Origin of the sequence: Escherichia sp. WS3063 (assembly GCF_046486595.1) — a bacterium.
Classification (GTDB): domain Bacteria; phylum Pseudomonadota; class Gammaproteobacteria; order Enterobacterales; family Enterobacteriaceae; genus Escherichia; species Escherichia coli.
The window spans coordinates 185,834-199,199 of the sequence record NZ_JBJQKY010000008.1 but is presented as its reverse complement, the minus strand read 5'-3'; the positions used below and the strand labels follow the sequence as shown (position 1 = coordinate 199,199).

The window sequence follows — 13,366 nt, the reverse complement described above, 5'->3', positions numbered from 1 at the left end:
GCAGTCTACGTGTGCGTAGTGACGGGTCGGGGTGTCATATTCAACGTGAGAAGTGTTGATGGTGATACCACGAGCTTTTTCTTCCGGCGCGTTATCGATCTGGTCGAATGCACGAGCAGCACCGCCGTAGGTTTTAGCCAGTACGGTGGTGATTGCAGCGGTCAGAGTAGTTTTACCGTGGTCAACGTGGCCGATAGTACCAACGTTAACGTGCGGTTTTGTACGTTCAAATTTTTCTTTAGACACGGCTATATTCCTTACTATAGTGCTCTCCCCTTCAGGAGAGAGCACGGGACTTTGGTATTAACCCTTAGGCTTATTTACCACGGGCTTCAATTACGGCCTGAGCAACGTTACTCGGCGCTTCATCATACTTAAGGAATTCCATGGTGTATGATGCACGACCTTTGGTCAGAGAACGCAGCTGAGTTGCATATCCGAACATTTCAGACAGCGGTACTTCAGCGTGGATCTTAACGCCAGTAACTTCAGATTCCTGACCTTTGAGCATACCACGACGACGGCTCAAGTCACCGATAACGTCACCGGTGTTCTCTTCAGGAGTTTCTACTTCAACCTTCATGATCGGCTCAAGCAGAACTGGTTTCGCTTTCTTAAAGCCTTCTTTAAAGGCGATAGAAGCAGCCAGTTTAAACGCCAGTTCAGAGGAGTCAACGTCATGGTAAGAACCGAAGTGCAGACGAATACCCATGTCTACTACCGGGTAGCCTGCCAGCGGACCTGCTTTCAGCTGTTCCTGGATACCTTTATCAACGGCCGGGATGTATTCGCCAGGGATTACACCACCTTTAATGTCGTTGATGAACTCGTAGCCTTTCGGGTTTGAACCCGGCTCCAGCGGGTACATGTCGATAACAACATGACCATACTGACCACGACCACCAGACTGTTTCGCGTGTTTACCTTCAACATCGGTAACTTTCTGGCGGATAGTTTCACGGTAAGCAACCTGCGGTTTACCTACGTTCGCTTCAACGTTGAATTCACGCTTCATACGGTCAACGATGATGTCGAGGTGCAGTTCGCCCATACCTGCGATGATGGTCTGGTTAGATTCTTCGTCAGTCCATACACGGAAAGACGGGTCTTCTTTAGCCAGACGGCCCAGAGCCAGACCCATTTTTTCCTGGTCAGCTTTGGTTTTCGGTTCAACTGCGATGGAGATTACCGGCTCAGGGAATTCCATACGTTCCAGAATGATCGGCGCATCCGGGTCACACAGGGTGTCACCAGTGGTTACGTCTTTCAGACCGATAGCAGCAGCGATGTCGCCCGCGCGAACTTCTTTGATCTCTTCACGTTTGTTAGCGTGCATCTGAACGATACGACCGAAACGCTCACGTGCAGCTTTCACGGAGTTCAGTACGGTATCACCAGAGTTAACCACACCGGAGTAAACACGGAAGAAGGTCAGGTTACCAACAAACGGGTCAGTAGCGATTTTGAACGCCAGTGCAGAGAACGGCTCGTCATCACTTGCGTGACGTTCAGCCGGAGTATCTTTACCGTCGTCCAGGATACCGTTGATCGCAGGTACGTCAACCGGGGATGGCAGGTAATCAATTACCGCATCCAGCATCGCCTGAACACCTTTGTTCTTGAACGCAGAACCACAGGTTACCAGGATGATTTCGTTGTTCAGAACGCGCTGACGCAGAGCACCTTTGATTTCTGCTTCAGTCAGTTCTTCACCACCCAGGTATTTTTCCATCAGCTCTTCAGAAGCTTCAGCTGCGGATTCGATCAGGTTCTGGTGCCATTCGTTAGCCAGTTCAACCATGTCTGCCGGGATATCTTCGTATTCGAAGGTTACGCCCTGGTCAGCGTCGTTCCAGTTGATAGCTTTCATTTTCACCAGGTCAACAACACCGGTGAAATGTTCTTCAGCACCAATCGCCAGCTGCAGCGGAACCGGGTTCGCGCCCAGACGGGTTTTGATCTGGTTAACAACTTTCAGGAAGTTCGCACCCATGCGGTCCATTTTGTTAACGAACGCAATGCGCGGAACTTTATATTTGTTTGCCTGACGCCATACGGTTTCAGACTGCGGCTGAACACCACCAACTGCGCAGTAAACCATTACCGCACCATCGAGAACACGCATGGAACGTTCTACTTCGATTGTGAAGTCAACGTGCCCCGGGGTGTCGATGATGTTGATGCGATGCGGCTCATACTGCTTAGCCATACCAGACCAGAATGCAGTAGTCGCAGCGGAAGTGATGGTAATACCACGTTCCTGCTCCTGCTCCATCCAGTCCATGGTTGCAGCGCCGTCATGAACTTCACCGATTTTATGGTTTACACCGGTGTAGAACAGAATACGTTCGGTAGTAGTGGTTTTACCGGCGTCGATGTGCGCACTGATACCGATGTTACGGTAGCGTGCGATGGGTGTTGTACGAGCCATTTGTTTCCTCGTTTATCTTTTAGGCGTTCAATTTAAGTAGCCCAAAGCGGGCTGCTTACTGGAAGCGCCCGCCTGGTGACTAAAACTCCGAAGGGATTACCAACGGTAGTGTGCGAACGCCTTGTTGGCTTCGGCCATACGGTGAACGTCTTCACGTTTCTTAACTGCAGTACCTTTGTTTTCTGCAGCATCAGAAAGTTCGTTCGCCAGGCGCAGAGCCATGGATTTATCACCGCGTTTACGAGCAGCTTCAACGATCCAACGCATTGCCAGAGCATTACGACGAACCGGACGGACTTCAACTGGTACCTGATAAGTAGAACCACCAACGCGGCGAGACTTAACTTCTACAGTCGGGCGCACGTTTTCGAGAGCTACTTCGAATGCTTCCAGTTCAGATTTACCAGAGCGCTGAGCCAGGGTCTCCAGCGCGCTGTATACGATAGATTCAGCAGTAGATTTTTTACCATCTACCATCAGGATATTTACAAATTTAGCCAGCAGTTCTGATCCGAACTTCGGATCCGGCAGAATTTTACGCTGACCAATGACGCGACGACGTGGCATGGAAATACTCCGTTGTTAATTCAGGATTGTCCAAAACTCTACGAGTTTAGTTTGACATTTAAGTTAAAACGTTTGGCCTTACTTAACGGAGAACCATTAAGCCTTAGGACGCTTCACGCCATACTTGGAACGAGCCTGCTTACGGTCTTTAACGCCGGAGCAGTCAAGCGCACCACGTACGGTGTGGTAACGAACACCCGGGAGGTCTTTAACACGACCGCCACGGATCAGGATCACGGAGTGCTCCTGCAGGTTGTGACCTTCACCACCGATGTAGGAAGTCACTTCGAAACCGTTAGTCAGACGAACACGGCATACTTTACGCAGCGCGGAGTTCGGTTTTTTAGGAGTGGTAGTATATACACGAGTACATACGCCACGTTTTTGCGGGCATGCTTCCAGCGCAGGCACGTTGCTTTTCGCAACTTTGCGAGCACGTGGTTTGCGTACCAGCTGGTTAACTGTTGCCATTAAATAGCTCCTGGTTTTAGCTTTTGCTTCGTAAACACGTAATAAAACGTCCTCACACAATATGAGGACGCCGAATTTTAGGGCGATGCCGAAAAGGTGTCAAGAAATATACAACGATCCCGCCATCACCAGGCCATCTGGCTGGAGTGCTTAACCGTAAGTCTGACGAAATCAGTATAGTCAATGGGAATGATGTCGTTCGAAATTCGACCAGTCAAACCGCGGGCAATAAGGTCTTCGTTCAGGGCATAGACCTTAATGGGGGCATTACGCAGACTTTCAAGGTAGCGGTTACCGTCAACTGCGGCAGTTACACCATCTTGCAATAATAGTAGTTCGTCGCCCTCACTGAGCAGACGCAGCAGCGCAGCAAAATCCGTCAGCCAGGGTGAACGATGTAATGTATGCAGCATAAACGCCTCAAAACCTCAAAATAACATCGTAGTTGGCGAGTTCGCGGCGTAAGGCATCTGCTTCGAGCGGCGTGGCTTCGACAACAAAGGGTGTCTGCGGATCTAACCCGCGTTCGCGCAGTGAAGCCGCACAAACCCAGCACTGTTCAATGTCGTACAGACCCAACAATTTAAAAGTGGCAATGTAATCACGCGCCAGCACTGCATCGGGCTTTTGTCCTGGCAGCAGCTGAAAAACGCCATCAGCTATAAAGAAGACAGCCAGATCGTCAGTTAATGCGGAAGTTGCCAGTAAAGCATCTAAACCTTCCCGGCCTGCAGCTGTACCATGAGGCGCAGTAGAAAAAACAAACGCAATTCGTTTCATCAGAACTGTACCACCCTGTCACAGGTCAGCGAGGCTTCCGCCAGCGCGCCAAGTCCGCTTAAGGTAAATCCCGGCTGAAGGTTTGACGAAGCCAGCCCCTGTCTTCCGGCCTCCGTTTCATCGACGATACCGCGGCGTAACGCTGCCGCTACGCAGATATTCAGCGCCACACCATGTTGCGCATTCAACTGTTGCCAGCCGCGCACAAGGTCAAATTCATCGCTTGCCGGTGAGGTCAATTGGTTAGCGTTATAGACCCCTTCCCGATAGAAAAAGACGCAGCTTAACTCATGGCCTTCGGCTATCAGTGCCTGCGCAAACTGAAAAGCACTACTCGCCTGTTGCGTACCGTATGCTGGCCCGGTCACCACGATGGCAAAACGCATTACTTATCTTGCCCCTGGAAATCACCGCTCTTGAACTGGCGGATGTAGAGATAGACAGTGTGTTTGGAGATGTTCAGGCGGTCAGCAACCTGGTTGATCGCATCTTTAATATCGAAGATCCCTTTCTCGTAGAGATTCAGCACGATCTGACGATTTTTGGCGTTATTAGAAACATTGCGATCGGCATTCACTTCTTCGATGGTGAACTCCAGCGTTTGGGTAACCAGATCTTCAACAGAAGAGGCAAAGTTGACGCTTGAACCGACATCCGGGGTTTCTGGCGGCACAAAGGTGCTCATAATCTGCGAGAAGGGAACATCAAGATTCATATTGATGCACAGCAGACCAATTACACGCTGTTCGCGGTTACGAATCGCGATAGTCAGGGACTTCATTAATACGCCGCTTTTGGCGCGAGTAAAGTAGCATTTAGAAACGCTGCTATCCGCTCCCGTCATATCGTGCAGCATACGTAGCGCCAGGTCAGTAATTGGCGAACCAATCTTCCGGCCTGTATGTTCACCGTTAGCAATGCGAATGGCTGAACATTTTAGATCCTGCAAAGAGTGCAAAACGATTTCACAGTGGGAGCCAATAAGCATCGCTAACCCGTCCACCACCGCTTCGTAGGATTTCAGAATATCAAAATCGGTCTGGTCGAAAGGACGTTGATCCAGTAAATCCAACTCACTGGTTTCGTTGGTTAAAAGCGACCTGGACATGAAAAAAAACACTCCTTTTCAGGAGCCTGTCGTTAACTTTTCAGGGCAGGCTCATTAATGATGCGGGTAACTAAATTAATACAGCGGAGGTTCCGCTTTCCAGCACTAATTATATCCGGCCTGTAATAAAAAAACCGCCGCCTGGTCAGGCGGCGGTTCTTAATGCTTATTTTTTAGCAGAATCTGCGGCTTTCGCATCAGCTTCCGGCTTTGCATCAGCCTTCGGCGCTGGTTTCACATCCAGCAGCTCTACGTCAAACACCAGGGTAGAATTCGGTGGGATCCCCGGAACACCCGCTTTGCCGTAAGCCAGTTCTGGTGGAATAACCAGTTTGATCTTACCGCCTTTCTTGATGTTCTTCAGACCTTCTGTCCAACCCGGAATAACACCGTCCAGACGGAAAGAGAGCGGTTCACCACGGGTGTAAGAGTTGTCGAACTCTTTTCCGTCGATCAGCGTACCCTTGTAGTTCACGACAACAGTATCGCTGTCTTTCGGTGCTTCGCCTTTACCGGCTTCTACTACCTGATAAACCAGACCAGTTGAAGAGGTTTTCACACCTTTCTCTTTGGCAAATTTCTCGCGGTACTCTTTACCTTTCGCTTCGTTATCTGCCGCGTCTTTTTCCATCTTCGCCTGAGCAGAAGACTTCACGCGAGCTTCGAATGCTTGCAGAGTCTGTTCGATCTCTTGGTCGGAAAGTTTGCTCTTATCAGCAAATGCATCCTGAACACCAGCGATCAGCTGATCTTTATCCAGTTTGATGCCCAGTTTTTCTTGTTCTTTAAGAGAGTTTTCCATGTAACGACCCAGCGAAGCACCCAGTGCATAAGCTGATTTCTGATCGTCATTTTTGAACGCTGCTTTGCTGTCAGCAGTTGTAGCAGGTTTTGCAGCTTCAGCAGCAAAAGTGATTGGTGCATGCAGGGCAACGGCCATTGTGGTCGCCAGCAGCGTTACTTTAAACAGTGATTTCATCCATATCTCCAGGATCGGGGCATCTCACCCCAGGGTTAACTATTATCAGAAGGGTACTATAAAGCGTTGTCGAACAAATCTACATACAGACACGCCCTATTATCATCTATTTTCAGACTCTTTTTGTTTAAATTAGTTTCGATGACCGCGAAATGAGTGCTGTCTCGGGCGGCAAAGTTAAGTAGAATCCGCGGCAACCATTCGACAAAAGAGGTGAATCATGCAGGATTTATCATTGGAAGCACGCCTGGCAGAGCTGGAGAGCCGACTGGCTTTTCAGGAAATCACCATTGAAGAACTGAACGTCACGGTGACCGCTCATGAAATGGAGATGGCGAAACTGCGCGATCATCTGCGTCTGCTGACCGAGAAGCTAAAAGCCAGCCAGCCGTCGAACATCGCGTCGCAGGCTGAAGAAACGCCACCGCCACATTATTGAGGCGTAAAAAAAGCGGGGATTCCCCCGCTTTTTTGTCACTTTTTCGGTATTAGTGGCAACCGCAACCGCCGTTACCTTTACCGCCGCAGCAGCCTTCGCCACCGTGTTCATGACCGTGATCGTGGCCATGACCGCCGCAGCAACCGTCGTGGTCGTGATCGTGGTGATGATCGTGCGCGCCGTGAACGTGACCATGAGCCAGTTCTTCTTCGGTCGCTTCGCGAATCGCCACAACTTCAACGTTGAATTTCAGGTTCTGACCAGCCAGCATGTGGTTACCATCAACCACTACGTGATCGTCTTCAACCGCAGTGATTTCAACCGGTACCGGACCCTGGTCGGTTTCAGCCAGGAAACGCATACCTACCTGCAGTTCATCAACGCCCATAAATACGTCTTTAGGAACGCGTTGCACCAGGTTTTCGTCGTACTGACCGTAAGCGTCGTTCGCGCCAACAGCGACATCAAATTTGTCGCCAACTTCGTGACCTTCCAGCGCCGTTTCCAGGCCAGAGATCAGGGAACCGTGACCATGCAGGTAGTCCAGCGGCGCACTCACCGGAGACTCATCAACCAACACACCGTCTTCTGTACGTACCTGATAGGCCAGGCTGACCACCAGGTCTTTTGCTACTTTCATGATATCTCCTGAGCATGGGAAGAATAGTGGCGCAGATTGTAGCGGAATTCTGCAGCCGTGTACTCACTAGCTTAAAAAAACTCGGCGCATATCGCTAGTCCGGATGAAAAATCCCGATCACTTGCTCATCTTTGCGAACGTGATCGCGGGCTTCTTTGTCTGCTTCTCGCATCTGATGTCCGCACTTAACACATTCAACAATATCAATATTATTTTCGCGCCACATCGCCATTGAATCCTGCGCCTGACAGGCCGGGCATTTTGCCCCCGCAATAAAACGTTTTCGGATTGCCATCTTTACCCTCTACTCAAATTCATCCCAGCCGTCCAGCTGGCGTCGTTCTTGTTGCATTTCACGCTGGAAAATCTCTTCCAGTTCGCGTCGGGCTTCCCTGGCGCGAGAAATTTGTACGGTATCGGCATGCATTGGGATGAGCTCTCGCAGCATCCGCATATCCAGGCGGCGAAAATGCAGTTGCGCCCGCTGTGCCTGATGCGGATGCATGCCAAGCGTGACCAGCGTCTTGCGCCCCAGCTCTAACGCACTGGAGAATGTTTCACGGGAAAACTGCGTCACCCCTGCCTGTAATAACTCATGCGCTTCCACACGTCCGCGCGCTCGCGCAAGAATATGCAAATGCGGAAAGTGCTGCTGGCATATTTCCACCAGTTTCATGGTGTCTTCCGGCTCGTTACAGGTAATGACGATAGACTCAGCGGCCTCTGCACCCGCAGAACGTAAAAGATCTACCTGCGTGGCGTCGCCGTAATAAACTTTGTAGCCATATTTGCGCATCAGGTTAACGGCACTGATATCCCGCTCCAGTACAGTAATGCGCATTTTATTTGCCATCAGCAAACGACCAATCACCTGACCAAAACGCCCAAAGCCCACGACAATGACCTGGGGTTTATCATCGTTGACCCATGGTTTTTCGTCTTCTTCTTCCGGTCCGTTAAACTGGCGGGATAGCCATTTATCTACCAGCTTCATCAGCAGCGGCGTGGTCATCATGGAAAGCGTCACCGTCACCAGCAACAGCGCCATCTGGTCGCCCTGGAATAAGCGTTGTGAAGAAGCGGTAGAAAAGAGGACAAAGGCAAACTCACCGCCCTGACTCAACACGCCAGCAAACTGCATCCGCTCTGAGCTACGCACGCCATACAATCGCGCCAGCAGATACAGCACGAGAATTTTCACCGCCACCAGCACAACCACACTTATCACTACCCACAACAGATGGGTATAAAGCACCCCGAGGTTGAGTGACATGCCGACAGAGATAAAGAACAAACCGAGCAGCAAGCCTTTGAAGGGATCGATAGCCGTTTCCAGTTCATGGCGATATTCACTTTCCGCCAGTAGCACACCCGCAATAAACGTACCGAGCGCCATCGACAACCCCAGCGCATCCATAAACAATGCGGAACCCAACACCAGCAGCAGCGTCGCGGCGGTGAACACTTCCCGCACACCAGAAGCTGCAATAAAACGGAATACCGGACGCAGTAAATAGCGCCCGCCAATCAGCATGCCGACAAACGCCAGCACCTTCATGCCGATCTTCATCCAGTCGAAATGTTCGTCTGCCGAACCCGCCAACAACGGCACTAACGCCAGTGCCGGGATCACCGCCAGATCCTGAAACAGCAGTACCGAGAAACCTAACTGGCCGGATTCGCTGCGATTCATCCTTTTATCACGCATCAATTGCAACGCCATTGCAGTTGAAGACATCGCAAGGCCAATGCCACCGACCACCGCCGCCTGCCATGAGAAATGGGTCAGCATCAATAATCCCGCCAGCAACGCCGCGCTTAACAGCACCTGTGCCGCGCCTACGCCAAAAATCGAACGCCGCAGTTGCCAAAGCTTGGAGGGATTCAACTCAAGGCCGATGATAAACATCAGGAACACCACGCCGAGTTCCGAAAAGTGGAGGATCTCATCGACGTCGCTAATAAACCCCAGCCCCCACGGGCCAATTGCAATCCCTGCCAGCAAATATCCCAACACAGCGCCAATCCCCAGCCGCGATGCCAGCGGCACCGCAGCCACCGCCGCGAAGAGAAACAACACTCCTGCGAGTAAAAAATCGGAACCTTCCATCAGCGGCCTCCTGGAGACAGCGGATTTGCCAGCCAGTCACCGTAGGCTCTGGCGTGACTCGCCAGCTCCTGTGCGCTTTGCCGTCTCGCCCAGTAAATAATGATGGGACTCAACCAATGCATCCGGCACATGCCCGCCGCTAGTTCAAAGGGGCGCAGAACATCGCTCATGGGGTAGCGATTCAAGGCGTCATAACGGTAAGCACTTTCCGGCTCGCCGGTGGTAATCACGCTACGCCAGTACTTTCCCGCCAGTTGGTTTCCTCCCGGCCCGCTGGCAAAACCACGGCTTAATACCCGGTCCAGCCACTCTTTCAGTAGCGCCGGGCAGCTATAGGTATAAAGAGGATGCTGAAAGACAATCACCTCGTGCTCGCGCAGTAATGCCTGCTCACGGGGGATATCAATAAAAAAATCGGGATAGTGCGCATAAAGGTCGTGCACGGTAACATTGCTGAGCTGCGTGGCCGGTTTAAGCAGTACCCGGTTTGCCACCGAGTCCTGAGATTCCGGATGGGCATACAGCAGCAAAACTTTCGCTGGCTGAGACATCATCCCCCTCCCGGTATGGTTTTTGTGTATAGTCGCTGTTTTGGGCTACCATTGCGCCCGGTGCGGCAGCTCGCCCATACATTACATTATCATAATGATAAGTTAACATAGTCTGAACATACGGCACCTTATGATTGTTTTCTCCTCGTTACAAATTCGTCGCGGCGTGCGCGTCCTGCTGGATAATGCCACCGCCACCATCAACCCCGGGCAGAAAGTCGGCCTGGTGGGTAAAAACGGCTGTGGTAAATCTACCCTGCTGGCATTGCTGAAAAATGAAATCAGCGCCGACGGCGGCAGCTACACCTTTCCGGGAAGCTGGCAACTGGCGTGGGTGAATCAGGAAACGCCGGCGTTACCGCAAGCGGCGCTGGAATATGTCATTGACGGCGACCGTGAATATCGTCAACTGGAAGCGCAGCTACACGACGCCAACGAACGTAACGACGGGCACGCCATCGCCACTATTCATGGCAAGCTGGATGCTATCGACGCATGGAGTATTCGCTCCCGTGCCGCCAGCCTGCTGCACGGCCTCGGTTTCAGCAATGAACAACTGGAGCGCCCGGTAAGTGATTTCTCCGGTGGCTGGCGTATGCGTCTTAACCTTGCCCAGGCGCTGATTTGCCGTTCAGACTTGCTGCTGCTCGACGAACCGACTAACCACCTCGATCTCGATGCCGTTATCTGGCTGGAAAAATGGCTGAAGAGCTATCAGGGCACGCTGATCCTGATCTCTCACGACCGCGACTTCCTCGATCCGATCGTTGATAAAATTATTCATATCGAACAACAAAGCATGTTCGAGTACACCGGCAACTACAGTTCGTTTGAAGTGCAGCGCGCCACCCGTCTGGCGCAGCAACAAGCGATGTACGAAAGCCAGCAGGAACGCGTGGCGCATCTGCAAAGTTATATCGACCGTTTCCGTGCCAAAGCCACCAAAGCGAAGCAGGCCCAGAGCCGTATTAAGATGCTTGAGCGTATGGAGCTGATTGCCCCGGCGCACGTCGACAACCCGTTCCGCTTTAGCTTCCGCGCGCCGGAAAGCCGGCCTAATCCGTTATTAAAGATGGAAAAAGTCAGCGCAGGCTATGGTGATCGCATTATTCTCGACTCGATTAAACTGAATCTGGTCCCCGGCTCGCGCATTGGTCTGCTAGGCCGCAACGGCGCGGGTAAATCGACATTAATCAAACTGTTAGCCGGTGAACTTGCGCCAGTCAGCGGTGAAATTGGTCTGGCGAAAGGGATCAAGCTCGGCTACTTCGCCCAGCATCAACTTGAATACCTGCGCGCCGACGAATCGCCTATTCAACATCTGGCACGTTTAGCGCCGCAGGAGCTGGAACAAAAACTGCGTGATTACCTCGGCGGCTTTGGTTTCCAGGGCGATAAAGTAACCGAAGAAACGGGCCGCTTTTCCGGTGGGGAAAAAGCCCGCCTGGTGCTGGCATTAATCGTCTGGCAGCGTCCGAATCTGCTGCTGCTCGACGAACCGACTAACCACCTTGACCTCGACATGCGTCAGGCACTCACTGAAGCATTAATCGAGTTCGAAGGCGCGCTGGTTGTCGTTTCGCACGACCGTCATTTGCTGCGTTCCACCACTGACGATCTCTACCTGGTTCACGATCGTAAAGTCGAACCGTTCGACGGCGATCTGGAAGATTATCAACAGTGGTTGAGCGACGTACAAAAGCAGGAAAACCAGGCCGACGAAGCGCCAAAAGAGAACGCGAACAGCGCCCAGGCACGTAAAGATCAGAAGCGTCGGGAAGCGGAGCTGCGTGCGCAAACCCAGCCACTGCGTAAAGAGATTGCCCGTCTGGAAAAAGAGATGGAGAAGCTGAACGCGCAACTGGCGCAGGCGGAAGAGAAACTCGGCGACAGCGAACTGTATGACCAGAGCCGTAAAGCGGAGTTGACCGCCTGCCTGCAACAGCAAGCCAGCGCCAAATCCGGCCTGGAAGAGTGCGAAATGGCGTGGCTGGAAGCCCAGGAGCAGCTTGAGCAGATGCTGCTAGAAGGCCAAAGCAACTGATGGCGCAGATAACGACGACCGATGCCAATGAATTCAGCAGCAGTGCTGAATTCACCCCTATGCGCGGCTTTAGCAATTGTCATCTACAAACCATGCTGCCGCGTCTGTTTCGTCGCAAGGTGAAATTCACCCCGCACTGGCAGCGACTGGAGTTGCCCGACGGCGATTTTGTCGATCTCGCATGGAGTGAAGACCCTGCCCAGGCGAACCATAAACCGCGTTTAGTGGTGTTTCACGGGCTGGAGGGCAGCCTCAATAGCCCTTACGCCCACGGTCTGGTCGAGGCGGCGCAAAAACGCGGCTGGCTGGGCGTGGTGATGCATTTTCGCGGATGCAGCGGTGAACCAAACCGTATGCACCGCATTTACCATTCGGGCGAAACCGAAGACGCCAGCTGGTTTTTACGCTGGCTGCAGCGCGAATTTGGACATGCGCCAACGGCTGCCGTCGGCTATTCGCTCGGCGGTAATATGCTCGCCTGTTTGCTGGCAAAAGAAGGTAATAACCTCCCGATTGATGCAGCGGTAATTGTCTCCGCGCCATTTATGCTGGAAGCCTGTAGTTATCATATGGAAAAGGGCTTTTCCCGCGTTTATCAGCGTTACTTGCTGAACCTGTTAAAAGCCAATGCCGCGCGCAAGCTGGCAGCCTACCCCGGAACACTGCCGATTAATCTCGCGCAGTTAAAATCGGTACGTCGCATCCGTGAATTTGACGATCTGATCACCGCCAGAATTCACGGCTACGCTGACGCTATCGACTATTATCGTCAGTGTAGCGCCATGCCGATGCTCAATCGGATAGCCAAACCGACACTGATTATTCACGCCAAAGACGATCCGTTTATGGATCATCAGGTGATCCCGAAACCGGAAAGTCTCCCCCCGCAGGTGGAGTATCAGCTGACTGAACATGGCGGTCATGTTGGCTTTATTGGCGGTACATTACTTCATCCGCAAATGTGGCTGGAGTCACGCATTCCTGACTGGTTAACAACGTATCTGGAGGCGAAATCATGTTGATTCCGTGGCAAGACCTCTCCCCCGAAACGCTGGAAAATTTAATTGAAAGCTTTGTGTTACGTGAAGGCACCGATTATGGTGAACATGAGCGTACACTTGAACAGAAAGTCGCCGACGTCAAACGCCAGCTACAGTGCGGAGAAGCGGTGCTGGTATGGTCGGAGCTGCACGAAACGGTCAATATCATGCCGCGCAGTCAGTTTCGCGAATAACCTGCAACCGTC

17 protein-coding genes are annotated in these 13,366 nt (G+C 51.9%); 4 read left to right on the top strand and 13 right to left on the bottom strand.

From position 1 onward, the window contains the following. The 9 genes from ACJHYW_RS11040 to fkpA form a co-directional block, all read right to left on the bottom strand. On the bottom strand, positions 1-246 hold a 246-nt coding region (locus tag ACJHYW_RS11040), incomplete at its 3' end, for a GTP-binding protein (protein ID WP_044810207.1). 70 nt (positions 247-316) lie between these two features. Beyond that, positions 317-2,431 carry an elongation factor G gene (gene fusA / locus ACJHYW_RS11035; protein ID WP_000124700.1) on the bottom strand — a complete coding sequence of 705 codons (2,115 nt, stop codon included), beginning with the start codon at positions 2,429-2,431 and terminating at the stop codon, positions 317-319. Between the two features lie 96 nt (positions 2,432-2,527). Next, complete coding sequence (gene rpsG, locus ACJHYW_RS11030; RefSeq protein ID WP_001138043.1) at positions 2,528-2,998, bottom strand: 30S ribosomal protein S7; 471 nt, start codon at positions 2,996-2,998, stop codon at positions 2,528-2,530. Between the two features lie 96 nt (positions 2,999-3,094). Continuing rightward, the gene (rpsL, locus tag ACJHYW_RS11025; RefSeq protein WP_000246815.1) at positions 3,095-3,469 is read right to left on the bottom strand and encodes a 30S ribosomal protein S12; all 375 of its coding nucleotides are present in this window, start codon (positions 3,467-3,469) and stop codon (positions 3,095-3,097) included. Positions 3,470-3,594: 125 nt separating this feature from the next. Further along, complete coding sequence (tusB, locus tag ACJHYW_RS11020; protein ID WP_000903381.1) at positions 3,595-3,882, bottom strand: sulfurtransferase complex subunit TusB; 288 nt, start codon at positions 3,880-3,882, stop codon at positions 3,595-3,597. 7 nt (positions 3,883-3,889) lie between these two features. Further along, entirely contained in the window at positions 3,890-4,249 is a 360-nt protein-coding gene (gene tusC / locus ACJHYW_RS11015; protein WP_000820714.1) for a sulfurtransferase complex subunit TusC, read from the bottom strand. Beyond that, entirely contained in the window at positions 4,249-4,635 is a 387-nt protein-coding gene (gene tusD / locus ACJHYW_RS11010) for a sulfurtransferase complex subunit TusD (RefSeq protein ID WP_001209686.1), read from the bottom strand. The genes tusC and tusD overlap by 1 nt, the downstream gene beginning before the upstream one ends. Then, the gene (locus ACJHYW_RS11005) at positions 4,635-5,357 is read right to left on the bottom strand and encodes a transcriptional regulator (RefSeq protein WP_000091466.1); all 723 of its coding nucleotides are present in this window, start codon (positions 5,355-5,357) and stop codon (positions 4,635-4,637) included. The genes tusD and ACJHYW_RS11005 overlap by 1 nt, the downstream gene beginning before the upstream one ends. A 166-nt stretch (positions 5,358-5,523) precedes the next feature. After that, positions 5,524-6,336: an FKBP-type peptidyl-prolyl cis-trans isomerase gene (gene fkpA / locus ACJHYW_RS11000; protein ID WP_000838261.1), complete on the bottom strand. Its 813-nt coding sequence runs from the start codon at positions 6,334-6,336 to the stop codon at positions 5,524-5,526. 220 nt (positions 6,337-6,556) lie between these two features. Here fkpA and ACJHYW_RS10995 point away from each other — a divergent pair, with 220 nt between their 5' ends. Continuing rightward, positions 6,557-6,775: a protein SlyX gene (locus tag ACJHYW_RS10995; protein WP_001153615.1), complete on the top strand. Its 219-nt coding sequence runs from the start codon at positions 6,557-6,559 to the stop codon at positions 6,773-6,775. 49 nt (positions 6,776-6,824) lie between these two features. Here ACJHYW_RS10995 and slyD read toward each other — a convergent pair whose 3' ends face one another. From slyD to kefG, 4 genes are all read right to left on the bottom strand, one after another. Beyond that, the gene (gene slyD, locus ACJHYW_RS10990; protein ID WP_000861334.1) at positions 6,825-7,415 is read right to left on the bottom strand and encodes a peptidylprolyl isomerase; all 591 of its coding nucleotides are present in this window, start codon (positions 7,413-7,415) and stop codon (positions 6,825-6,827) included. A gap of 94 nt (positions 7,416-7,509) precedes the next feature. Beyond that, positions 7,510-7,710 carry a YheV family putative zinc ribbon protein gene (locus ACJHYW_RS10985; protein ID WP_001007730.1) on the bottom strand — a complete coding sequence of 67 codons (201 nt, stop codon included), beginning with the start codon at positions 7,708-7,710 and terminating at the stop codon, positions 7,510-7,512. A 9-nt stretch (positions 7,711-7,719) separates the two neighbouring features. Then, on the bottom strand, positions 7,720-9,525 hold the full coding sequence (gene kefB / locus ACJHYW_RS10980; RefSeq protein ID WP_000399156.1) for a glutathione-regulated potassium-efflux system protein KefB: 1,806 nt from the start codon (positions 9,523-9,525) through the stop codon (positions 7,720-7,722). Then, positions 9,525-10,076, bottom strand: a complete 552-nt coding sequence (gene kefG, locus ACJHYW_RS10975) for a glutathione-regulated potassium-efflux system ancillary protein KefG (protein WP_001297514.1) — start codon at positions 10,074-10,076, stop codon at positions 9,525-9,527. Before kefG ends, kefB begins: the two co-directional genes overlap by 1 nt. Before the next feature lie 130 nt (positions 10,077-10,206). On the opposite strand from kefG, the gene ACJHYW_RS10970 reads away from it, so the two are divergent. From ACJHYW_RS10970 to ACJHYW_RS10960, 3 genes are read left to right on the top strand one after another with little or no spacing between them, the layout of a single operon-like run. Beyond that, positions 10,207-12,120, top strand: a complete 1,914-nt coding sequence (locus tag ACJHYW_RS10970; RefSeq protein WP_061092830.1) for an ABC transporter ATP-binding protein — start codon at positions 10,207-10,209, stop codon at positions 12,118-12,120. Beyond that, positions 12,120-13,142, top strand: a complete 1,023-nt coding sequence (locus tag ACJHYW_RS10965) for a hydrolase (protein ID WP_000057370.1) — start codon at positions 12,120-12,122, stop codon at positions 13,140-13,142. The genes ACJHYW_RS10970 and ACJHYW_RS10965 overlap by 1 nt, the downstream gene beginning before the upstream one ends. Beyond that, entirely contained in the window at positions 13,136-13,354 is a 219-nt protein-coding gene (locus ACJHYW_RS10960) for a YheU family protein (RefSeq protein ID WP_000907085.1), read from the top strand. Before ACJHYW_RS10965 ends, ACJHYW_RS10960 begins: the two co-directional genes overlap by 7 nt. Positions 13,355-13,366 lie beyond the last annotated feature (12 nt).